The sequence below is a fragment of the Phyllobacterium phragmitis genome (genome assembly GCF_002980495.1).
GTDB classification, from domain to species: domain Bacteria; phylum Pseudomonadota; class Alphaproteobacteria; order Rhizobiales; family Rhizobiaceae; genus Paramesorhizobium; species Paramesorhizobium phragmitis.
Map to the genome: position 1 here is coordinate 334,551 of NZ_PVBR01000001.1, position 21,323 is coordinate 355,873.

Genomic DNA, 21,323 nt, shown 5'->3' on the forward strand with positions numbered 1-21,323 from the left:
TCATAGGAATCCATACCTTGACATCGCCGTTGCAACCACGGTGCAAGATGAAGTCATCAGACAGCGCAAAACTTTTATGACAGGGCGGCTTGCAGCAGGCCGAAGATCGCCTTATGTGTTTTCCGAACGGCCTCAACGACATTGCCGTTTTTCTTTTAGTTACATATATGCTCAATATGAGTATAAATGCCGGGAGGGCAGGACATGACGACGAATGCAGCAGCAATCCGCGCGGTGTCGCATGCGGGGAAGTCCGCCGCCGAGCGATTCGGCGTCGTGGATATGCCCTCACTCGATTTCACGCCCGAGGTGGCGCGCGAGACCGAGCATCTCTATGAGCGCGTGTCACATCATATCCCGCGCATCGAATGGCCCGTCTACGCGCCCTATGTCGCCGCGATCAACCGGCTGAAAAAGCAGCGCAATGCGGTCATTCTGGCGCATAATTACCAGACGCCCGATATCTTTCATTGCGTCGCCGATATCGTCGGCGACTCGCTGCAACTCGCCCGCGAGGCGACCAAGGTTGACGCCGAGATCATCGTCCAGTGCGGCGTGCATTTCATGGCCGAGACGTCGAAGCTGCTCAATCCGCATAAGACGGTGCTGATCCCCGACATGAAGGCCGGCTGCTCGCTGGCCGAGTCCATTACCGGCGCTGATGTGCGCCTGCTGCGCGAGACCTATCCGGGCGTCCCTATCGTCACCTATGTCAACACGTCGGCCGATGTGAAGGCGGAAAGCGATATCTGCTGCACGTCTGCCAACGCCGTCGAAGTGGTCGAAAGCTTCGGCACCGATCGCGTGCTGTGCATTCCCGACGAGTTTCTGGCGCAGAATGTTGCCGCGCAAACCCATGTGAAGATCCTGACCTGGAAAGGGCATTGCGAAGTGCATGAGCGCTTCACGGCGAAGGAACTCGTCGCCTATAGGGAGGCCGATCCGTCGATCCAGATCATCGCCCATCCCGAATGCCCTCCGGAAGTCGTCGCCATCGCCGATTTCGCCGGCTCGACCAGTGGCATGATCGATTACGTCAAGAAGAACCGCCCGCCGAAAGTGCTGCTCGTCACCGAATGCTCGATGGCGTCGAACATCGAGGCTGATGTGCCGGACGTGGAATTCCTCAAGCCCTGCAACCTCTGCCCGCACATGAAGCGCATTACGCTGCCGAAGATATTGGAGAGCCTGGTGTTCATGCGCGAGGAAATCCATGTCGATCCGGCATTGGCTGCGCGCGCGCGTATGGCGGTGGAGCGGATGGTGAATTTGAAGAATTGATGGGGTGAAATGTTGGCTGTCGCTCACCCCCCTCTGTCCTGCCGGACATCTCCCCCACAAGGGGGGAGATCACGCCTTCATCAAGGTCGGCGCCAATCGCAAACGTCGATGATTGAACGACCACCCACCTGTCAGCCAATCTCCCCCCTTGTGGGGGAGATGCCCGGCAGGGCAGAGGGGGGTGTTCGTATAGAGCCGAGGGTATCCATCCATGCCCCCAGATAACATCATCATCGTCGGCGGCGGTCTCGCCGGCCTGTTCTGCGCGCTGAAGCTCGCCCCCCGTCCGGTCACCATCCTCGCCGCAGCCCCCATCGGCCGTGGCGCGTCGTCTGCCTGGGCGCAGGCGGGCATCGCCGCCGCTGTTTCGCAGGGCGATACGATCGAGCAGCATCTGGCCGACACGCTGGCGGCGGGCGACGGCATCGTTGACGAGAAGATCGCAGGGCTGATGGTGAGCGAGGCCGCTGACCGCGTGCATGATCTACTCCGGTACGGCGTGCCTTTCGACCGCGATCTCGACGGCCGGCTGCAGGTTTCGCGCGAGGCGGCGCATTCGCAAAGCCGCATCGTGCGGGTGCGCGGCGACATGGCGGGCCGCGCCATCATGCAGGCGCTGGTCGATACGGTGCGTCGCACGCCGTCGATCCGCGTGCTGGAGGGTTTCGTCGCCGAGGAGATCGCCATGGAAGGCGGTCGCGTCTCGGGCATTGTCGCGCGTGGTGACGCCGGAAAGCGCGCCAAGCGCCTCCATCTGCCGGCCCATGCCGTGGTGCTCGCCTCCGGCGGCATCGGCCATCTCTACGAGGTGACGACCAACCCGTCGGAAGCGCGCGGCGGCGGTATCGGCATGGCCGCGCGTGCCGGGGCAACGCTGGCCGATATGGAGTTCGTGCAGTTCCACCCGACCGCGCTCAATGTCGGCAAGGATCCCGCACCGCTGGCGACCGAGGCGCTGCGCGGCCATGGCGCCACGCTGGTCAATGATCGCGGCGAACGCTTCATGCTCGCCATCGACCCGGCGGGCGAGATGGGCCCACGCGACGTGGTGGCGCGCGGCATCTTCGCCGAGGTGATGGCGGGCCGGGGTGCTTGGCTCGATTGCACGACCGCCGTGGGCAAGAGCTTCCCCGAAGAGTTTCCAACCGTCTACGGCTATTGCCGCGAAGCCGGCATCGACCCGGTCACGCAACCGATCCCGGTCATCCCGGCCGCGCATTATTTCATGGGCGGCGTCCTGACCGATGCCGACGGCCGCACCTCGCTCGAAGGTCTCTGGGCCTGTGGCGAGGCCGCTTCCACGGGTGCGCATGGCGCCAATCGTCTCGCCTCCAACTCGCTGCTCGAAGCGGTGGTCTTCTCCGCCCGCATCGCCGCCGATATTGACGGGTTTCTGCCGAAAGCCGGCAGCGGCGACTGGGCCGATGGCTCGGTCAGCGACGATGACGCGCAAACCACGGCGGATACCAAGGCGATGACCCTGCTGCGCAAGACCATGAGCGCGCGTTTCGGCGTCATCCGCGACCGCGCCGGCATGCAGGAGGGGCTGCGCATCATCGTCGGGCTCGAACAGGCAAACCGCAACGCCGCCTTCGCCAATACGCTGACCGCGGCACAGCTCGTCGCCGTCAGCGCGCTTCGCCGAGAAGAAAGCCGGGGCGGGCATTTCCGTGACGATTTTCCCGAGGCAATGCCCGAATGGCAGCGCCGTTCCTACCTGACCCGAGCCGAAGCCGACCGGCTCACCCACGACTATCTGGAATTCGCCTGATGACAGCAGCCAAAGCCAACCCGCCCGTCCTGCCGCGTTTGATGGTGGAGGAGGCGGTGCGCGCCGCGCTCGCCGAGGATCTGGGCCGCGCCGGTGATATCACCACCTATGCCACGATTGCCGAAGATGCGCGGGCAAAGGCGGTTCTCGCCAGCCGCGAGACCGGTGTCGTGGCGGGGTTGGCCTTCGCCGAAACCGCCTTCGCGCTGCTCGACCCGGCGGTGAAATTCACGGCCCTCGTCAGGGATGGCGAGCGAGTGGAGCCCGGCCAGATGATCGCCCGCGCCGAGGGCAGCGCCCGCGCCCTCCTATCCGCCGAGCGGGTGGCGCTGAATTTCCTGATGTATCTGAGCGGCATCGCCACCTACACCGCGAAGTTCGCCGATCTCATCGCCCATACCGGCGCGAAGGTCTGCGACACGCGCAAGACCGTGCCCGGCATGCGCGCCCCAGCCAAATATGCGGTGCGCTGCGGCGGCGGCGCCAATCACCGCTTCGGGCTCGACGATGCGGTCCTGATCAAGGACAATCACATCGCGGTATCAGGCGGCGTGGCAAGGGCCATCGAGGCGGCGCGCGCCTATGCGGGTCATCTGGTCAAGATCGAGGTCGAGGTCGATACGATCATCCAGATGGAGGAAGCGCTGTCGGTCGGCGCGGATGTGATTCTTCTTGACAATATGTCGCCGGAACTTCTTGAAAAAGCCGTGAAAATCAACGCCGGCCGGGCTAGGCTCGAAGCCTCAGGGAATATCTCCTTCGACACGATCCGGGCTGTTGCGGAAACCGGCGTCGACTATATCTCGACCTCCAAGATCACCATGGCCGCGCCGACGCTCGATGTCGGGTTAGACATAGAGATCAGCTGATGAAAGTTATTTCGACCATTGCGGAGATGCGTGCGGCGCTGAAGGACGAACGGCTGGCAGGTCGCACCATCGGTCTCGTGCCGACGATGGGCTATCTCCATATCGGCCATCTGGCGTTGGTTCGCCATGCGCGCCAATCCTGCGACGTGACCGTGGCGTCGATCTTCGTCAACCCGACGCAGTTCGGCCCGAATGAGGACCTGTCCACCTATCCCCGCAATCTCGAACGCGATCTCAAGCTGCTCGAAGCCGAAGGCGTCGATTATGTCTTTACGCCCGATGCGGCGGAGATCTACCGCCCCGGCGCGGAGACCATCGTCGAGACGACGCATCTGTCGCGCATCCTGATCGGCCGCATCCGCCCCGGCCATTTTCGCGGGGTAACGACTGTCGTCTCCAAGCTCTTCAACATCGTCCAGCCCGAACGGGCCTTCTTCGGCGAGAAGGATTATCAGCAACTCGCCATCATCCGCCGCATGGTGACTGATCTCGATATCCCGGTCGAAGTTGTCGGCGTGCCGACGGTGCGCGAGGAGGACGGGCTTGCCTGCTCCTCACGCAATGCGCTTTTGACGCCGGAGGACCGCAAGGCGGCTGTGGTCCTGTCGAAGGCGGTTGCGGCTGCCGAGGCGCTAGCTGCTGGTGGGGAACGCTCGGTGGCGGCTATCCGCAAGACGATGCTGAAGGTGCTGGAAGCCGAGCCTCGCGGGGCGGTCGAGGCGGTGGATATCCGCGACGCGGAGGATTTGTCGAAGGTTGCGGGAAAGTTTGATAAACCGGTCGTCGTGCTCCTCACCGTGCGTTTCGGCAAGGTGCGATTGATTGATCAAAGGGTGATAGGTTTATAGCACTGGCTGGAGTGCCCCTCATCCGCCTGCCGGCACCTTCTCCCCGTAAGGACGGGGAGAAGGACGAAGCGGCAACGTCTATGCCTCCCTCTCCCCGCTTGCGGGGAGAGGGTAAGGGTGAGGGGCATTCCAGATGGCCCAGAGTGTATGGATAATATTGGAGAAACCCATGAGCCAGGAAATCGTCACCCGCCGGATCACCGCGCCGGATATCCGCGCGCGCAAGGGCGGCGAGCCCATCGTTTCACTCACTGCCTATCACGCCCACACGGCGGCGATCGTCGACCGCTATGCCGATTTCATGCTGGTCGGCGATAGCCTCGGCATGGTCATGCATGGCATGGATTCGACCGTTGGCGTCACGCTCGACATGATGATGGCGCATGGCCGCGCCGTCGTTCGCGGCTCGAAACGCGCGCTGGTCGTGGTCGATATGCCGTTCGGCACCTATGAGGAAAGCCCGTCGGAAGCCTTCCGTAACGCCGCCCGCATCATGAAGGAAACGGCCTGTGGCGCGGTGAAGCTGGAAGGCGGCGCGCGCATGGCCGAAACGATCCGGTTTCTCACCGAGCGCGGCATTCCTGTCATGGCCCATATCGGGCTCACCCCGCAGGCGGTCAACACCATTGGCGGCTTCAAGACGCAAGGCCGCGATCCTGCCCATTGGTCGGTGATCAAGGCCGATGCACAAGCGGTGGCGGACGCCGGCGCGTTCGCCGTGGTGCTGGAAGGCATCGTCGAGCCGCTTGCCGCCGAGATCACCCGCGAGGTATCCATTCCGACCATCGGCATCGGCGCGTCGAAGGAATGCGACGGCCAGATACTGGTGCTCGAGGACATGCTCGGCCTCAACCCGAAACCGCCGAAATTCGTCAAGCAATATGGCGCTGTTGGTGCGGCAATCGAGGATGCGGTGAAGGCCTATGCCGACGACGTCCGCACCCGCACCTTCCCGACCGACGAGCAGATCTACAAGCTGAAGAAATAACCTGCTGCTCAGAGCGCTTTCCGGTAGACGATGAACGAGGAGCGCGGCGTGATCGTATCGTAGAGCGAGCGGGCAGGGGCGTTATACTCCTGCGTGTGCCAATAGAAGCGGAAGGCGTTTCTGGCCCGCGCCGCCGCCTCGACGCCTTCGATCAGCTTCCTGCCCGCCCCGCCACCGCGCGCCGCCGGATCGACGAACAAATCTTCCAGATAGCAGTTCGGCCGATCGCTCCATGTCGAGGCGTGGAAGAGGTAATTGGCAAAGCCTGTGATTTCGCCATCGCGTTCGGCGACAACAGCCTTCACATCGGATTGAGGATCGAGAATGCGCTTCCATGTCGTGGCGACCGCCGTTTCCGGCACGCTTGCCCGGTAGAACGCATTATAGGCGGCAAACAGGGCACGCCATCTGGTTTCGTCATCCGCACCAACTGGCCGGATGATGGTCTCGATGGTATTTTCGTTCATGAATGAAGGCTCCCACGGTATGGATGGATAACCCGATCTATATCCCGATTTAAGGCCAACGAGAAAGGGCCCAGCAGAGTGATCCGCTGGGCCCTTTGACCGGTGGTTGGTGCGCTTTTCGTTCAGTGCGCCTGCGTCGCCGGCTCATGCGCCGTCTTTTCCGGCGGCACGGGGATTGTCCCCTCACCGATATGCTTCAGCGGCTTGTTGCCCGATAGCTTCCGCAGCAGCACATAGAACACCGGCGTCAGGAAGATGCCGAAGGCCGTCACGCCGATCATCCCCGCAAACACCGCGATGCCCATGGCCTGGCGCATTTCCGCACCCGCGCCCGTGGACAACACGAGCGGCACCACGCCCATGATGAAGGCCAGCGAGGTCATCAGGATCGGGCGCAGACGCAGCCGGCTCGCCTCGATCGCCGCTTCCTTCGGCGACATACCGCCGAATTCAAGTTCGCGCGCGAACTCGACGATCAGGATGGCGTTCTTCGCCGATAGGCCCACCAGCACGATCAACCCGATCTGGGTGAAGATGTTGTTGTCGCCCTTGCTGAGCCACACGCCGACAAGCGCCGCCAGAAGACCCATCGGCACGATCATGATGATGGCCAGCGGCAATGCGAGGCTCTCATATTGCGCCGCCAGCACCAGGAACACCAGCAGCAACGCCAGCGGGAAGATGATGATGCCTGAATTGCCGGCGATGATCTGCTGGTAGGTCAGGTCCGTCCACTCGAAGCTGATACCCTTGGGCAGGGTTTCGGCGGCGATCTTTTCGATCACCTCCTGCGCTTGGCCGGAGGAATAGCCCGGCGCCGCGCCGCCATTGATGTCGGCGGAGAGGAAGCCGTTATAGCGCACCGCGCGATCCGGCCCGGCGCTGGGATTGACGTCGAGCAGCACCGAAAGCGGGATCATCTCGCCCGAGCTTGAGCGGACCTTCAGCTTGCCGATGTCTTCAGGATGCGCGCGATAGGCCGCATCCGCCTGCATCCGGACCGAATAGGTGCGTCCGAACTGGTTGAAGTCGTTGACATAGAGCGAGCCAAGATAGACCTGCAACGTCTCGAACACATCCGTCACCGCCACGCCCAGCTGTTGCGCCTTGGCGCGGTCGATATCGGCATAAAGCTGCGGCACGTTGATCTGATAGCTCGAGAACAGCCCCGCCAGTTCCGGCGCGGCATAGGCCTTGGCGAGGAACGCCTTGGTCGCCTGGTCTAGTGCTTCATAGCCCAGACCGTTGCGATCCTCGATCTGCAGCTTGAAGCCGCCGATCGTGCCCATTCCCTGTACCGGCGGGGGCGGGAACATGGCGATGAACGCTTCCTGGATACCGGCGAACTTCTGGTTCAGCTGCATCGCGATGGCGCCGCCCGAAAGCTCCGGCGTCGTGCGCTCCTCGAACGGCTTGAGCGCCAGGAAGACGATGCCCGCGTTCGACGAGTTGGTGAAGCCGTTGATCGACAGGCCGGGGAAGGCGATTGCGTTGGCGACGCCCGGCTGCTCCATCGCGATGGCGCTCATCTTGCGGATCACCTCATCCGTGCGGTCGAGCGTTGCCCCATCGGGCAATTGCGCGAAGCCGACCAGATATTGCTTGTCCTGCGCCGGAACGAAGCCGCCCGGAACCGCCTTGAACATGACGAAGGTCATGCCGACGAGCACGAGATAGAGCCCCATGATCAGCGTCTTGCGCGAAAGAATCCGCCGTACGCCGCCGCTATACGCGTTGGAGCTTGCGCCGAACACCCGGTTGAAGCCCCGGAAGAACCAGCCGAAGACGCGGTCCATGCCGCGCGTCAGCCAATCCTTGGGCGCATCGTGGCGGCGCAGCAGGATTGCCGCCAGCGCCGGAGAGAGCGTCAGCGAGTTGAAGGCCGAGATCACCGTGGAGATCGCGATGGTGAGCGCGAACTGGCGGTAGAACTGGCCGGTCAGACCCGAGATGAAGGCAAGCGGCACGAAGACGGCGACGAGCACCAGCGCAATCGCCACGATAGGTCCGGAAACCTCACGCATGGCGCGATAAGTCGCCTCGCGTGGGCTCAGGCCCTCTTCGATGTTGCGCTCCACATTCTCCACCACCACGATGGCGTCATCCACGACGATGCCGATGGCGAGCACAAGGCCGAAGAGACTGAGCGCGTTGATCGAGAAGCCGAAGACATACATCACCGCGAATGTGCCGATGATGGACACGGGAACGGCGACGAGCGGGATGATTGAGGCGCGCCATGTCTGCAGGAACAGGATGACGACCACCACCACCAGCGCGATGGCCTCGAGCAGCGTATGCACGACCGCGTCGATGGAGGCGCGGACGAACTGGGTCGTGTCATAGGCAATCTCGTATTTCACGCCTTCCGGCATGGTTTGCTGCACTTCGTCCATCACCTTCCTGATTTCGTCTGAAATCTGGATGGCGTTGGAGTTCGGCGCCTGGAAGATGCCCATGCCCACCGCCGGCTTGTTGTCGAGCAGCGAGCGGAGCGAATATTCGGAAGAGCCCAGTTCGATGCGGGCGATATCGCTCAGGCGCGTGATCTCGCCATTCGCGCCTGATTTGACGATGATGTTGCCGAAATCCTCGACGGTTCTCAGCCGTCCTTGCGCGTTGACGGAAAGCTGGAAGTCGAGGCCGGGAACGCTCGGCGCAGCACCTATGGCGCCCGCCGCCGCCTGAATGTTCTGTCCGCGCACGGCCTGTGCCACGTCGCTTGCCGAAAGACCGCGCCCGGCCACCTTCTGCGGATCGAGCCAGATGCGCATGGAATAATCGCCGCCGCCGAAGATCTGCACCTGGCCGACGCCGTCGATGCGCGCTAGCCGGTCCTTGACGTTCAGCACCGCGTAATTGCGCAAGTAGGTGAGGTCGTAGCGATTGTTCGGTGAAGTGATATGCACGACCATGGAGAGGTCGGGCGAACTCTTGACCGTGGTCACGCCGAGACGCCGCACTTCCTCCGGGAGGCGCGGCTCGGCCTGGCTGACGCGGTTCTGCACGAGCTGCTGCGCCTTGTCGGGATCGGTGCCGATCTTGAAGGTCACGGTCAGCGTCATCAGGCCGTCCGTGGTGCCTTGGCTCGACATGTAAAGCATGTCTTCGACGCCGTTGATCGCCTCCTCGATCGGTGTTGCCACCGTTTCGGCGATGACGCGCGGACTGGCGCCTGGATATTGCGCCCGCACCACGATCGACGGCGGCACGACCTCAGGATATTCCGAAATCGGCAGGGCGCGGAGGCCGAGAAGACCGGCCACCAGGATCAGGACCGACAGCACGCCTGCGAAGACGGGACGGTCAACGAAAAATCTGGAAATATTCATGTCACGTCCCTCTGGGAATGTGATTTTGCGTAAAGAACGGGCTTGCGACGGAAGCACTCTCCCGTCGCAGCGACGTCATCCAAAATTTAAACTTGCCTTGAACGAAACGGCGGCTTCCCACCGTTTCGCTCAGGGATATCAGCGTTGGGCGGTAGCCAGCGCCTGTTTGTCCGGGGCCATGGCGACCGCCTGCGGCTCAACCACCGCACCGGCGCGAACCCGCTGTAATCCATTGATGACGATGCGCTCACCCGAATTGATGCCGCTTTCGACGATACGCAGGCCTTCGGCCGAGGCTCCCAGCGTCACCTGGCGATAGGCGAGCTTGTTGTCGGCGTCGACGACCAGGACGAATTTCTTGTCCTGGTCCGTTCCGATCGCCCGCTCGCTGATCATCAGCTGCCGCTCGGCCTTCGGCTCACCCATCCGCACGCGGACGAACTGGCCGGGGATCAGCCGGCCGTCCGGATTTTCGAAGACGGCGCGGACGCTGACGGTGCCACTTGCCGTATCGACCTCATTGTTGATGAGCTGCAGATGACCGCTGATCGGCGTGCCGGCATCGCTTGCCGTGCCGATCTGCACGGGGATCTGCTCGACGGCCGGTGCGCCGTTTTTCCCCGCGGGGAGCTGCGCCAGCGCGCGTGCCACGAACTCCTCGTCGACATCGAAGCTCGCATAGATCGGGTCGACCGAGACCAATGTCGTCAGAACAGGCGAACCGGAACCTGCCGCCACCAGATTGCCGGTCGTGATTTCGAAACTGCCGGCACGGCCCGCAATGGGAGCCCGCACCTCGGTATAGCCGAGATCGAGATGCGCCGACTGCAGGGCGGCTTCAGCCGAGCGCAGGCTTGCTTCCGCCTCATGCGATGCGCTGAGGCGCTGATCGAGGTCGCTCTGCGAGACGGTGCGGGAAGCGACGAGTTTGCGCCCGCGTTCCAGTTCGAGCCTCGTCAAATCCACGCGCGCCCGGGCGGACTCGACCTGGGCCTCGGCGCGCGCCGCCGCCGCCTCGAAAGGCGCCGGGTCGATGGTGACGAGCAGATCGCCCTTCTTGACCAGCGCGCCTTCGCGGAAGTGAACCGATTGAATGGCTCCGGCGACGCGCGAGCGGACTTCGACACGGTCGACCGCTTCGAGACGGCCGGAAAACTCCTGCCATAGGATGACATCGCGCGGTTCGACAGTGGCGACCGATACCGGTATTGCCGGGGCAGGCGCGGCGGCCGCACTCGATTCAGCCTGTGCGCGGCCGGGCAGATCAGTGTACAAAGCTGTACCGGCAACCGATGCAGCAAGAGCAAGACCGACACCCCAAAGGAGCCGGCGGGGGGTAAATATCGTCATGGTATTCTCCGTAACGGCGCTTGACGCCGGTGTAGTTAGACAATTTGGTTTAGTGGACTTGGGGTTCCTGTCTCCTGGAAGAACTCGGTGAAAAAGCCTCGGACAGTCTCTCCCCATTCCGGCTGAGTGCCGGTATAATTGCTGTAGGCAGCCGGCCACCCGGTCTGGCCGGCCAGGATATGTTCATGGACGACGACGTCTGCTTCTCTCAGACGCCGTGCATAGTTCACGCTCTCGTCGCGCATCGGATCATCCTCTGCGCTGACCACCAGCGCGGGAGCAACGCCGGCAAGGCGCATGCAATAGCTGGGCGCCGCATAGGGATGGCAGGCCTTGCTGGCAAAGCCGAGATAGCGGTTCCAGCCATCCACCCACCGGCAGTTCGTCACCGGCATGTCCGCCTTGCGGAACGATCCCGTTGCCATGCACGGATCGAGCATCGGCGAGAGCAGGATCTGCCCCTGCAGCCCGCCCATGTGGAGGTCGCGGGCCTTCAGCGCCAGTCCGGCGGCGAGATTGCCGCCAGCCTCCTCGCCGGCGACGTAGAGCGGAGACTTCTTGTCCGCGAGCCTGGCGCGTCCTTTGCACAGGCACCCCAGAAGCCCGAACGAGAACTGGAGCGCTGCGGGAAACGGCTGTCCGGCAGCATGCGTATAGTCCGCCGCCACCACGACCGCGCCGGCCTCGGCGAGCAGCGTCGCAACCTGTTGCCCGGTTTCCAGCGAGCCGCCGAGAAACGCGCCGCCATGCAGGTGCAGCACCAGGGGCGGCGCCTTCGCAAGGGCGCAGCCGCGATAGATGCGCACCGGCACGGGGCCGGCATTGCTATCCAGCATCTCCTCTGTCCAGACCGTTCCCATAATATTCGATCTCCGTCTTTGCGGCTTTCATCCCGGGTGGCTGCCCTGGTGGCCGCAAAGACAAATTGTTGACGTTCCTCTTCGCACAGGCCTCCTGACACCATTTTGTCAGGAGCAATGCTGCAGAGCACAATGTCGCCCTAAGATGGTATTGTTTTGTGCGGGAAAAAGTCCCAACTTTGTCACAACACTGTTTCTGTGGATGAATAATGAACCACAAAAATTCGCATTATCGGCCAGGAGAGTAGTGTGGATCAGCTAGCCGCCATGCGCGCCTTTGTCCGGGTCGTGGAGGCGGGCAATTTTTCGCGCGCCTCGGAATCACTCGCCATGCCCAAGGCAACCGTTACCAAACTGATCCAGGGGCTGGAGGCGCATCTGCGTACCAAACTCTTGAACCGGACGACGCGTCGGGTGCTGGTGACCCATGACGGCGCGCTCTATTACGATCGTGCGCTCCGGCTTTTGGCCGACCTCGAAGAACTGGACGGCAGTCTGGCAACATCGCAGGCGCTGCCACAGGGGCGGGTGCGGGTGGAAGTATCGGGCGCGCTGGCAAATCTCATCATCATTCCTGCATTAGGGGATTTCTACGCCCGCTATCCCGATATCCGCATCGATCTCGGCGTATCCGATCGCCCGATCGATATTCTGGCGGAGAATGTCGATTGCGCAATCAGGGCAGGCGACCTCACCGATCAGTCGTTGATTGCCAGGCGCATCGCACAGATGAGTTTCGTCACCTGCGCGGCTCCGTCCTATCTCGCGAAATTCGGAGAGCCGAGGCATCCGCATGATCTGGAGCGGGATCACTATGTCGTCGGTTATTTCCGTGCCCAGACGGGTCAGCAGCTCCCCCTAAGCTTCGAACGGGATGGGGAACGGCTGGAGGTGCACGGGCGCTACATCATTGCCGCCAATGAGGCGGTCAGCTACGTCACCGCCGCGGAGGCGGGAATGGGGATCATCCAGGCGCCTCACTTGATGACCAGAAGGCCGTTTCTCGATGGCACGCTGCAGCCGGTTCTCACCGACTGGAAGAGGGAGCCCATGCCGATCTTCGTCGTCTTTCCGCCGAATCGGCATTTGAGCAGCAAGGTCCGGGCATTCGTCGACTGGGTCGCCGATCTCTTCGCGAAATCCGGGATCGACGGGCGATAGCCGCCGGGCAACTTTTTTCGATACGCGGCGAAAGCATCGTCTATATTCGCATCCAGCTTATCGGAAACAGCAGAGCGAAACGAATGCCGTCACATGAGTTGTTTATCGCCTTTCTCGTCACCACGGCGATCTTCGCCTTTGTTCCCGGTCCGGCTATGCTTTATGCTGCGGCGCAGACCATGGCGCGCGGCCGATGGTCCGGCCTGATGGCGGCTTTCGGCATTCATCTCGGCGGCTATGTCCATGTGATCGCGGCGGCTGCCGGGCTGTCGGTGCTTTTTCATGCCGTGCCCATGCTCTACCTCGTGGTCAAATTCGCCGGCGGGGCCTATCTGGTCTGGCTGGGGATTTCGCTGTTCCGCGCCAAGGCACATGGGGAGGAGACGGCCATGCCGGGCACTTTGCCCCAACCTGGACCCAAATCCGGCCGCCGGGCTTTTCTGGAGAGCGTCACGGTGGAGGTTCTCAACCCCAAGACGGCGATCTTCTTCATGGCCTTCCTGCCGCAATTCATCGATCCCTCGGCCGGATGGCCCGTCTGGATTCAGTTCCTTCTTCTCGGAACCATCGTCAATCTGATATTCTCCTTCACCGATGTCGCTTCCGTGGTGCTGGCGGGCGCGGTGATCAACCGGTTGCGGCGCTCGGGTAGAGTACAGCGCCTCATGCAACGGGCGGGCGGTGCACTGATTGTCGGTCTCGGCATCCATCTCGCCTTCCATAAAGGCTGATTACGCCAGGGTGCCGGTGTGCATACCATCTGATTTTGAGCTATGGTGACCAACAATCCGGCTGCTCATCTCGGGAACAGGCAATGGCGATTTATCTTCTCGCGCTCTTGATCGGTATCGTCGCGGGGCTTCGGGCAATGACCGCTCCGGCAGCAGTAAGTTGGGCCGCCGGCAAAGACCGGCCTGCGGCACTGATAGAAGATGCCGTCGCCATGGTCGCAGCGATCCTGATCGTGAGGGCGGTCTGATGACGAAGCAGTTCGATGCGATTATCATCGGAGCGGGGCAGGCGGGTCCGTCATTGGCCGGCCGTCTCACCGCCGCCGGCATGAACGTAGCGCTGATCGAGCGCAAGCTGATCGGCGGCACCTGCGTCAATACCGGCTGCACGCCGACCAAGACGCTGGTCGCCAGTGCCTATGCCGCCCATCTGGCACGCCGGGCCGCGAGTTACGGCGTGACCGTTTCAAGCGATGTTAAAGTCGACATGAAGGCGGTCAAGGCGCGCAAGGACGCTGTTTCGGGCAAATCGCGCAACAATCTGGAAGGCTGGCTGGGTGGCATGGAGCGCTGCACCGTCATCCGCGGCCATGCGCGTTTCGAATCCGCGCACGAGGTCAGGGTCGGCGAGGAACTGTTGTCGGCGGACCGCATTTTCATCAATGTCGGCGGCCGGGCGCTGGTGCCCGATATGCCCGGCGTCGGCGAGATCGACTATCTCACCAACACCTCCATCCTCGATCTCGACACCCTGCCGCGCCATCTCGTCATCGTCGGCGGCAGCTATGTCGCGCTGGAATTCGCGCAGATGTACCGCCGTTTCGGCAGCGCCGTGACGGTGCTGGAGAGAAAGCCGCATCTGATCGCCCGCGAGGACGAGGACGTCTCCACAGCGGTCAAGGATATTCTCGAAGCGGAAGGCATCCATATCCGGCTCAATTCCGAATGCATCAGCTTTTCGCCGCGGGGAAGCGATATCGCAGTCGGCGTCGATTGCCAGTCCGGCGATAAGGACGTGCTGGCCTCGCATGTCCTGCTGGCGGTTGGGCGACAGCCGAATACCGACGATCTTGGTCTCGACAAAGCCGGCGTCGAAACGGACAAACGCGGCTATATCACGGTGGACGACCAGTTGCGCACCAATGTCGCCGGCATATGGGCGCTCGGCGACTGCAACGGCAAGGGCGCCTTCACCCACACATCCTACAATGATTTCGAGATCGTCGCCGCCAATCTGCTCGATGACGATCCCCGCCGCGTCAGCGACAGGCTGCCCGCCTACGCGCTCTATATCGATCCGCCGCTCGGCCGGGTCGGCCTCAGCGAAGCCGAGGCGCGCAAATCAGGAAAGCGGCTGCTGATCGGCACGCGCCCGATGACCAGGGTGGCCCGCGCCGTCGAGCGCGGCGAAACGCAGGGCTTCATGAAGATCATCGTCGATGCCGATACGCATCAGATTCTCGGCGCATCCATTCTCGGCGTAAGCGGCGACGAGGCCATCCACTGCATTCTCGACATCATGTATGCCAAAGCGCCCTATACGACGCTGCAACGCGCCGTGCATATCCATCCGACGGTTTCGGAGCTCATTCCGACGGTGTTGGGCGAGTTGAAGCCGGTGGATGGATGACGACCAACTGCCCTTCACCCCCTCTGCCCTACCGGGCATCTCCCCCTCAGGTGGGGAGATGCCCGGTAGGGCAGAGGGGGGTGAATGAAGCCCACGACCCGTAAAACTACCTACCGAACCCCCACCCGCAGCCCCGGCGCCGGGCGTTCCTCCAGCACCTCATGCCGAAACCGATAGAGCGCGGCGGGGCGGCCGCGGGGCTGCGTCAGCGTTGCGCCGGTCGGTTCGACCAGTTCCGCGCTTTCGACCAGGCGGCGGAAATTCTGCTTGTGCAGATGGCGGCCCGAGATAGCCTCGACCGTTTCCTGAAGCGCGGTCAGCGTGAAGCTCGGCGGCATCAGTTCGAAGATCACCGGGCGATATTTGAGCTTGCCGCGCAGCCGTGCGATGGCCGTCGCCAGAATGCGCCGGTGATCGAAGGCCATGGCCCGCCCAAGTGGTGCGGAAAGCGGAGGATAGGACGCATTGCCGTCATTGAAGGCTTCCTCGACCAGTCCTGCCTCGTAAAGAAGCTCGTAGCGTTCGAGCACGCGCTCCTCGTCCCAGGGAACGCCATCGAGGCCGAACGCCAGCCGCAGACGCATCAGGCGCGGCAGGAGACGCTGCATCGGCGGCTCCGCCTGTGCCGGTTTTTCCCTGTCTTTGGCCCAGCGCGACAGGGCGGGCAGGATGATCTCGTCGATCAGCGTCGGCTTGCCGCCGCGCCAGTCCTCCCACGGCAGGAAGCCATACCATGCGCGCCAGCGCCCGGATTGCATCGAGGTAGGACTCTCATTATGGGCGATTGCAGCGCGGGTTAGCGCGAGATAGCCGACCGAGACGACATGCGCCCCGTCCTCCGCTGAAGTCTTGTAGCGGCCGCGGTCGCCGAAGGTGTAGAGCTGTTCGACATAGCCGAGTTTCAACCGCGTCTGTTCGCTCACCCAGGCCCGCAGGCCGGTTTCGAGCGTGCGGTGGGCGAGGGGATCGAAGGGACCGAAAGGCAGGCCATCGAGTGCCGAGGCGCTGGTCTCGGGCGCACAAAGGATCAGCGGATCGTTCTCCACCACCGCGACGATCGCCGCGCTGAGGCCAATTTCGACGGCTGTGGCGGTCGGTGGCATCACACCCTGATACCTCTATATGGAGGTGCCGCGGCGGCGATACCCCCCTCTGGCCTGCCGGCCATCTCCCCCTCAAGGGGAGAGATTACGCTTGTGTCAATGTTCAGCGCCAATCGCAAGCGTTGCAGAATGCGAGCCGAAAGCCGTGTCGGCCGATCTCCCCCCTTGAGGGGGAGATGGCCGGCAGGCCAGAGGGGGGTGTGAAGGCGATTCCATTTGAACATATCGCTCTACACCTCCAGAGGCAGGACGAAGGGGACGCCCTCGAACGCCTCCGCGCCCCGGCCGATCGCATTGACTGCGTCGACCATGCGCCCGCCGCGTCCGAGCAGATCGTCGGCAAGCGAAACCAGGCGGATGTTCGGCGTCGCCGATGGTGCGCGGGTGCGCAGAAGACTGGCAAGCTCGACAGTGTTCATGTCGGGATTGAGTGCGTTCGCTACGATATAGGCGGCGGCCGTCGAGCGTGAGATGCCGGCAAAACAATGAATGAGCAGCGGCGCCTGCCGATCCCAGCGCCGGGCGAAGTCGATGAGCTTTTCCACATGCTGGGTAGCCGGCAGCGTCATCCCCGGCATGTCCTGCACGATATCGTTGAAGCCGAGAAACAGATGGCGGTCCGCTTCGATGCAGTCCGGCCGCTTGATCAGCGTGCCGATATTGATCAATGAAACCATAGCGCGCGGACGAAAGGTCTGCGCGGCTTCGCCAAGGCGAGAGAGCGGTGAGACGACGATATGCGGCATCAGCACTCCTGTTTTCCGCCTCGCGCCGTGTCGAGCGCGAAGAAACGGTCGAGAAAATCCTTTTGCACGTTTTGCGTCGCGCGCGGAAAAAGGTCCAGCCCCTGCGGGTCGATTCCGCGCGGCCGGCCGAAAAACCGCACCGCTTCGCCCTCCGAAAAACCCGCAAGCCGCGTCGCCTCGAAGAATGCGGCGATCTGGTCAACCCGCTTGATCTGTGCCTTCAACGGCGCCGGCATCGCGGCAGGCAGCGAAAAGCGCAGATGGACCGCTACCTGAAGCCGCGTTTCGATCGCCTTGTAGCCGCCGCCGACCACCGCCTTGAAGGGCGATATCATGTCGCCGATGACATATTCAGGCGCGTCGTGCAGTAGCGCCATCATCCGCCGCTCAGGCAAAGCGTCCGGCTCGATCCGCGAAAAAATCTGCTCCACGAGAAGCGAGTGCTGCGCGACGGAAAAGGCATGGTCGCCGGCGGTCTGGCCGTTCCAACGCGCCACGCGCGACAGCCCGTGGGCGATATCGGATATCTCCACATCGAGCGGCGAGGGATCGAGCAGGTCGAGCCTGCGCCCCGACAGCATGCGTTGCCACGCCCGCGACTTGCCGCTTGCGGCCAATTTGTCCGCGGCCATCAGGCGTTCTCGGATGCCTGTTCGGGAAAGCCGAACCGCGCGGCAGGTGGAATGGCGAGCACCACCGCCACATCGCCGACGAGGATCGGCGTGCCTGAAACCATCGCATCCTTCACCCGGTCGATGCGAACCAGAGCCAGCGCCTTGTTGCCGGACACACTGCCGAGCGTGCCGATCTCGCGCCCGCCTGAAGTGAGCGGCGTGCCCGTGGCGGGCAGGTCCGCACCGCCCGTTGCGATCAACACGCGCCGCCGCGCGGTACCGCGATGCTGCATCCGCGACACCACTTCCTGCCCGATGAAGCAGCCCTTGCGGAACGAGACACCGCCCGTCTGGTCGAGATTGACATCATGCGGAAAGACATTGCCAAGGGTGAAATCGCAGCCGCCTTCCGCCACGCCATGGGCGATCCTGAGCGCCGCCCACTCGGCTTCATCGGTTGCATCGGCGATTTCGCCATAATGGCGCAGAACCTTCATTTCAGCGGGAAAACGACCATCGAGTACGGTTGAATCATCGTGTGAGGAAACGGAATCATTTCCCCAGGAAACGCTGACAAATGATTCATTCTGCAATGAAATTTCCGCTTTCGACCGCAGCCGGTAAAGCGTCAGCCGCTTGGCGAAATCCGCCGCATGGCTGGCGGCAAGGTCGAAGAGCAGCCCGCCTTCCACGCGCGAGACGAGAAAATCGAACATGATCTTGCCCTGCGGCGTAAGCAGCGCGCCGGGTTTCATCTCGCCTTTCCCGAGATCATCGAGATCGGTGGTGATGATCGCCTGCAGGAATTTCTCGGCATCCTCGCCGGTGGCGCGGACGAGCGCCCGCCCGCTCAGATTGACGGGCCGTGTTGTCGATTGGACCGGTGCTGCCATGCGTTCACCCTTGCCTTTCCTTCCCTTGTTACGTAAGCCGCATATCGAGAGGCCGCAAGACGGAGAAAACCAGATGGCAGAGACTTTCGACACGATCCTGAAGGGTGGCACGTTGGTCAATCAGGATGGAAAGGGCCTCCGCGACATCGGCATCCGCGACGGACGCATCGCCGCGATCGGCGGTCTCGACGGAAAGTCGGCTGATGTAACGATCGATTGCACCGGCCTGCATATCCTCCCCGGCGTCGTCGATAGCCAGGTCCATTTCCGTGAGCCGGGCCTCGAACACAAGGAAGATCTCGAAACCGGATCGCGTGCCGCCGTTCTGGGCGGGGTCACCACGGTCTTCGAAATGCCCAACACCAAGCCGCTGACCACCTCCGCCGAAACGCTTGCCGACAAGGTGCGGCGCGGCCGCCACCGGATGCATTGCGATTTCGCCTTCTGGGTCGGCGGCACGCGCGACAATGCCGGCGATGTGGCCGAGCTGGAGCGCCTGCCGGGTGCAGCCGGCATCAAGGTGTTCATGGGCTCATCCACTGGCGATCTCCTGGTCGAGGATGACGAGGGCGTTCGCTCGATCCTGAAGAACACGCGCCGCCGCGCCGCCTTCCATTCGGAGGATGAATTCCGCCTGCGCGAGCGCGAAAACCTCCGTATACCGGGCGATCCTTCGAGCCACCCCGTCTGGCGCGATGAGATCGCGGCACTTTCCTGCACCGAGCGTCTGGTACGTATCGCTCATGAAACGGGCGCGCGCATCCACGTGCTGCATATCTCGACCGCCGAGGAAATCGAATTCCTTGGAGGGCATAAGGACGTCGCGACCTGCGAGGCGACGCCGCATCATCTGACGCTGGATGCCGAGGATTACAAGACGCTCGGCAACCTCATCCAGATGAACCCGCCGGTGCGCGCGGCGCGCCATCGCGACGGCATCTGGCATGGCATCGGGCAGGGCGTGGTGGATGTGCTCGGGTCCGACCACGCACCGCACACGCTTGAGGAAAAGCAGAAGCCCTATCCGGCTTCGCCCTCGGGCATGACCGGGGTGCAGACGCTGGTGCCGATCATGCTCGATCACGTCCATGCCGGGCGGCTTTCGATCGAGCGTTTCGTCGATCTGACCTCGCACGGCCCGAACCGGATTTTCGGCATGGCGCGCAAGGGCCGCGTCGCCGTCGGCTATGACGCCGATCTGACCATCGTGGATCTCAAACGGCGCGAGACCATTACCCATGCACAGGCCGGGTCGCGCGCCGGTTGGACGCCTTATGACGGCAAAACCGTCACCGGCTGGCCGGTCGGCACCTTCGTCCGTGGGCTGAAAATCATGTGGGAAGGCGAGATCGTCACGCCGTCGCAGGGCGAGCCGGTGGAGTTCCTCGAAGCGCTGCCGAGGGCCTGACCCAAAGCGGGAGAGAGTGCATGTACATCGTCAATCTGATTTACGTGAAGCCTCTGACGGAGATCGAGGAGCACATCCGGCTCCACCGCGAATTTCTCGATGTCTATTATGCCAAGGACATTTTTCTGGCATCGGGTCCCAAGAACCCGCGCGATGGCGGCATCATCCTGGCGAGCGGCAAGGTGAGCCGCACCGAACTGGACAATATTCTTGCCGAGGATCCGTTCCAGCAGCACGGACTTGCGCGCTATGATATTACCGAGTTCGAACCCAACAAGCATCACGGCGCCTTGAGCGGCATTCTCTAGAGATTGTCATGGGTTAATTGAAATTCTGGCAGACAACGCCCCTGTCCAGTCGTCATTCTCGGGCTTGTCCCGAGAATCTACAGCGGCATGATCCGTCAGAACGGTAATTGCTTTTCTTTTTCATGTTGTAGATTCTCGGGACAAGCCCGAGAATGACGGCCAGAGGGGAAGCTAAGCTCCAGTTCCGAGAAAATTGACAGCCATGCACGACAGGAAATTGCTTTCGGCCATCGGTTTCGATGCCGATGACACGCTTTGGCAGAACGAACAATTCTTTCGGCTGACAGAGGAGCGCTTTGCGTCCTTTCTGGCCGATTACGCCGAAAAGGAGCATCTGACCCAGCGGCTTCTGGAAGCGGAAAGACGCAATCTCCAGCTTTACGGCTTCGGCATCAAGGGCTTCACCTTGTCGATGATCGAGACCGCCATCGAAGTGACCGAGGGCCGCGCGCCGGCGCATGTGATACAGAAGATACTGGATGCAGGGCGCGAAATGCTGAGCCATCCTGTGGAAACCATGCCGCAAGTACGCGAGACGCTGGAACGTCTCGCCGGCACCTACCGCATGATCATGATCACCAAGGGTGACCTGTTCGATCAGGAGCGCAAGCTGGCGCAATCCGGCCTGGGCGAGTTCTTCGACGCGGTGGAGATCGTCAGCTTGAAGGACGCGGCGACTTATGAGCGTGTCTTCGCCCGCTATGGCGACGGCGCGGCGCACGCCATGATGGTCGGCAATTCATTGAAGTCCGATGTCGTTCCCGCAATCGCCGCGGGCAGCTGGGGCGTCTATATTCCACACGATCTGACATGGGCGCTCGAACATGCCGAAGAACCGGTCGAAGCACCGCGCTTCAGGCGTCTCGGCCGGATTTCCGAACTGGTCGATCTGGTGGAAGCGTTGAAGTAGGCGCTATAGCGATTCATTTTTAAATAGAAACGCTGGCGCCGTAACACCCCCCT

At 62.5% G+C, this 21,323-nt stretch carries 19 protein-coding genes and 1 pseudogene; 12 read left to right on the forward strand and 8 right to left on the reverse strand.

Annotated features, from left to right (window positions below):
• The first annotated feature begins 204 nt into the window (after nt 1-204).
• From nadA to panB, 5 genes are all read left to right on the forward strand, one after another.
• Nucleotides 205-1,281 carry a quinolinate synthase NadA gene (gene nadA, locus C5748_RS01580; protein WP_105740153.1) on the forward strand — a complete coding sequence of 359 codons (1,077 nt, stop codon included), beginning with the start codon at nt 205-207 and terminating at the stop codon, nt 1,279-1,281.
• Nucleotides 1,282-1,492: 211 nt separating this feature from the next.
• The gene (locus C5748_RS01590) at nt 1,493-3,052 is read left to right on the forward strand and encodes an L-aspartate oxidase (RefSeq protein WP_105740154.1); all 1,560 of its coding nucleotides are present in this window, start codon (nt 1,493-1,495) and stop codon (nt 3,050-3,052) included.
• On the forward strand, nt 3,052-3,921 hold the full coding sequence (gene nadC, locus C5748_RS01595; protein ID WP_105740155.1) for a carboxylating nicotinate-nucleotide diphosphorylase: 870 nt from the start codon (nt 3,052-3,054) through the stop codon (nt 3,919-3,921). The genes C5748_RS01590 and nadC overlap by 1 nt, the downstream gene beginning before the upstream one ends.
• Nucleotides 3,921-4,769, forward strand: a complete 849-nt coding sequence (gene panC / locus C5748_RS01600; RefSeq protein WP_105740156.1) for a pantoate--beta-alanine ligase — start codon at nt 3,921-3,923, stop codon at nt 4,767-4,769. Before nadC ends, panC begins: the two co-directional genes overlap by 1 nt.
• Nucleotides 4,770-4,938: 169 nt before the next feature.
• The gene (panB, locus tag C5748_RS01605; protein ID WP_105740157.1) at nt 4,939-5,757 is read left to right on the forward strand and encodes a 3-methyl-2-oxobutanoate hydroxymethyltransferase; all 819 of its coding nucleotides are present in this window, start codon (nt 4,939-4,941) and stop codon (nt 5,755-5,757) included.
• 8 nt (nt 5,758-5,765) lie between these two features.
• On the opposite strand, the gene C5748_RS01610 is transcribed toward panB, so the two are convergent.
• The 4 genes from C5748_RS01610 to C5748_RS01625 form a co-directional block, all read right to left on the reverse strand.
• Nucleotides 5,766-6,224 carry a GNAT family N-acetyltransferase gene (locus tag C5748_RS01610; protein ID WP_105740158.1) on the reverse strand — a complete coding sequence of 153 codons (459 nt, stop codon included), beginning with the start codon at nt 6,222-6,224 and terminating at the stop codon, nt 5,766-5,768.
• A gap of 122 nt (nt 6,225-6,346) precedes the next feature.
• The gene (locus C5748_RS01615) at nt 6,347-9,556 is read right to left on the reverse strand and encodes an efflux RND transporter permease subunit (RefSeq protein ID WP_105740159.1); all 3,210 of its coding nucleotides are present in this window, start codon (nt 9,554-9,556) and stop codon (nt 6,347-6,349) included.
• 138 nt (nt 9,557-9,694) lie between these two features.
• On the reverse strand, nt 9,695-10,906 hold the full coding sequence (locus C5748_RS01620; protein ID WP_105740160.1) for an efflux RND transporter periplasmic adaptor subunit: 1,212 nt from the start codon (nt 10,904-10,906) through the stop codon (nt 9,695-9,697).
• 35 nt (nt 10,907-10,941) lie between these two features.
• Entirely contained in the window at nt 10,942-11,766 is an 825-nt protein-coding gene (locus tag C5748_RS01625) for an alpha/beta hydrolase fold domain-containing protein (RefSeq protein ID WP_105740161.1), read from the reverse strand.
• A gap of 249 nt (nt 11,767-12,015) precedes the next feature.
• On the opposite strand from C5748_RS01625, the gene C5748_RS01630 reads away from it, so the two are divergent.
• The 4 genes and pseudogenes from C5748_RS01630 to C5748_RS01640 all read left to right on the forward strand — a co-directional run bounded on the left by C5748_RS01630 (nt 12,016) and on the right by C5748_RS01640 (nt 15,288).
• Nucleotides 12,016-12,927: a LysR family transcriptional regulator gene (locus C5748_RS01630; RefSeq protein ID WP_105740162.1), complete on the forward strand. Its 912-nt coding sequence runs from the start codon at nt 12,016-12,018 to the stop codon at nt 12,925-12,927.
• An 83-nt stretch (nt 12,928-13,010) separates the two neighbouring features.
• A complete protein-coding gene (locus C5748_RS01635) occupies nt 13,011-13,658 on the forward strand; it encodes a LysE family translocator (RefSeq protein WP_105740163.1) in 648 nt (215 codons plus the stop codon).
• An 83-nt stretch (nt 13,659-13,741) separates the two neighbouring features.
• Nucleotides 13,742-13,828 (forward strand): annotated as a pseudogene (locus tag C5748_RS29280) (DUF4126 domain-containing protein); the annotation flags it as partial.
• A 74-nt stretch (nt 13,829-13,902) separates the two neighbouring features.
• Nucleotides 13,903-15,288, forward strand: coding sequence for an FAD-containing oxidoreductase (locus C5748_RS01640; RefSeq protein WP_425350190.1), 1,386 nt, complete (start codon nt 13,903-13,905; stop codon nt 15,286-15,288).
• 110 nt (nt 15,289-15,398) lie between these two features.
• Here the strand turns inward: C5748_RS01640 and C5748_RS01645 are convergent, their stop codons facing one another.
• The 4 genes from C5748_RS01645 to ygfZ form a co-directional block, all read right to left on the reverse strand.
• Nucleotides 15,399-16,391, reverse strand: a complete 993-nt coding sequence (locus tag C5748_RS01645) for an NUDIX hydrolase (RefSeq protein WP_105740165.1) — start codon at nt 16,389-16,391, stop codon at nt 15,399-15,401.
• A 230-nt stretch (nt 16,392-16,621) separates the two neighbouring features.
• A complete protein-coding gene (locus C5748_RS01655) occupies nt 16,622-17,137 on the reverse strand; it encodes a tyrosine phosphatase family protein (protein ID WP_105740306.1) in 516 nt (171 codons plus the stop codon).
• Entirely contained in the window at nt 17,137-17,769 is a 633-nt protein-coding gene (locus tag C5748_RS01660; protein WP_425350187.1) for a hydrolase, read from the reverse strand. The genes C5748_RS01655 and C5748_RS01660 overlap by 1 nt, the downstream gene beginning before the upstream one ends.
• Nucleotides 17,769-18,644, reverse strand: a complete 876-nt coding sequence (ygfZ, locus tag C5748_RS01665; protein WP_105740167.1) for a CAF17-like 4Fe-4S cluster assembly/insertion protein YgfZ — start codon at nt 18,642-18,644, stop codon at nt 17,769-17,771. The genes C5748_RS01660 and ygfZ overlap by 1 nt, the downstream gene beginning before the upstream one ends.
• Nucleotides 18,645-18,717: 73 nt before the next feature.
• Between ygfZ and C5748_RS01670 the strand changes: the two genes are divergently transcribed.
• The 3 genes from C5748_RS01670 (at nt 18,718) to C5748_RS01680 (ending at nt 21,270) form a co-directional block, all read left to right on the forward strand.
• Complete coding sequence (locus C5748_RS01670) at nt 18,718-20,052, forward strand: dihydroorotase (RefSeq protein ID WP_105740168.1); 1,335 nt, start codon at nt 18,718-18,720, stop codon at nt 20,050-20,052.
• Between the two features lie 20 nt (nt 20,053-20,072).
• Nucleotides 20,073-20,360 (forward strand): YciI family protein, encoded by a 288-nt coding sequence (locus tag C5748_RS01675; protein ID WP_105740169.1) that lies wholly within the window; start codon nt 20,073-20,075, stop codon nt 20,358-20,360.
• Between the two features lie 202 nt (nt 20,361-20,562).
• Nucleotides 20,563-21,270: an HAD family hydrolase gene (locus C5748_RS01680; RefSeq protein WP_105740170.1), complete on the forward strand. Its 708-nt coding sequence runs from the start codon at nt 20,563-20,565 to the stop codon at nt 21,268-21,270.
• Nucleotides 21,271-21,323 lie beyond the last annotated feature (53 nt).

Coding starts and splice junctions, on each gene's coding strand:
- C5748_RS01645 (WP_105740165.1), bottom strand. CDS start 16,391: ATGCCACCGACCGCCACAGCCGTCGAAATTGGCCTCAGCGCGGCGATC.
- C5748_RS01680 (WP_105740170.1), top strand. CDS start 20,563: ATGCACGACAGGAAATTGCTTTCGGCCATCGGTTTCGATGCCGATGAC.
- C5748_RS01620 (WP_105740160.1), bottom strand. CDS start 10,906: ATGACGATATTTACCCCCCGCCGGCTCCTTTGGGGTGTCGGTCTTGCT.
- nadC (WP_105740155.1), top strand. CDS start 3,052: ATGACAGCAGCCAAAGCCAACCCGCCCGTCCTGCCGCGTTTGATGGTG.
- nadA (WP_105740153.1), top strand. CDS start 205: ATGACGACGAATGCAGCAGCAATCCGCGCGGTGTCGCATGCGGGGAAG.
- C5748_RS01610 (WP_105740158.1), bottom strand. CDS start 6,224: ATGAACGAAAATACCATCGAGACCATCATCCGGCCAGTTGGTGCGGAT.
- C5748_RS01590 (WP_105740154.1), top strand. CDS start 1,493: ATGCCCCCAGATAACATCATCATCGTCGGCGGCGGTCTCGCCGGCCTG.
- C5748_RS01660 (WP_425350187.1), bottom strand. CDS start 17,769: ATGGCCGCGGACAAATTGGCCGCAAGCGGCAAGTCGCGGGCGTGGCAA.
- panB (WP_105740157.1), top strand. CDS start 4,939: ATGAGCCAGGAAATCGTCACCCGCCGGATCACCGCGCCGGATATCCGC.
- ygfZ (WP_105740167.1), bottom strand. CDS start 18,644: ATGGCAGCACCGGTCCAATCGACAACACGGCCCGTCAATCTGAGCGGG.
- C5748_RS01675 (WP_105740169.1), top strand. CDS start 20,073: ATGTACATCGTCAATCTGATTTACGTGAAGCCTCTGACGGAGATCGAG.
- C5748_RS01655 (WP_105740306.1), bottom strand. CDS start 17,137: ATGCCGCATATCGTCGTCTCACCGCTCTCTCGCCTTGGCGAAGCCGCG.
- panC (WP_105740156.1), top strand. CDS start 3,921: ATGAAAGTTATTTCGACCATTGCGGAGATGCGTGCGGCGCTGAAGGAC.
- C5748_RS01615 (WP_105740159.1), bottom strand. CDS start 9,556: ATGAATATTTCCAGATTTTTCGTTGACCGTCCCGTCTTCGCAGGCGTG.
- C5748_RS01635 (WP_105740163.1), top strand. CDS start 13,011: ATGCCGTCACATGAGTTGTTTATCGCCTTTCTCGTCACCACGGCGATC.
- C5748_RS01670 (WP_105740168.1), top strand. CDS start 18,718: ATGGCAGAGACTTTCGACACGATCCTGAAGGGTGGCACGTTGGTCAAT.
- C5748_RS01625 (WP_105740161.1), bottom strand. CDS start 11,766: ATGGGAACGGTCTGGACAGAGGAGATGCTGGATAGCAATGCCGGCCCC.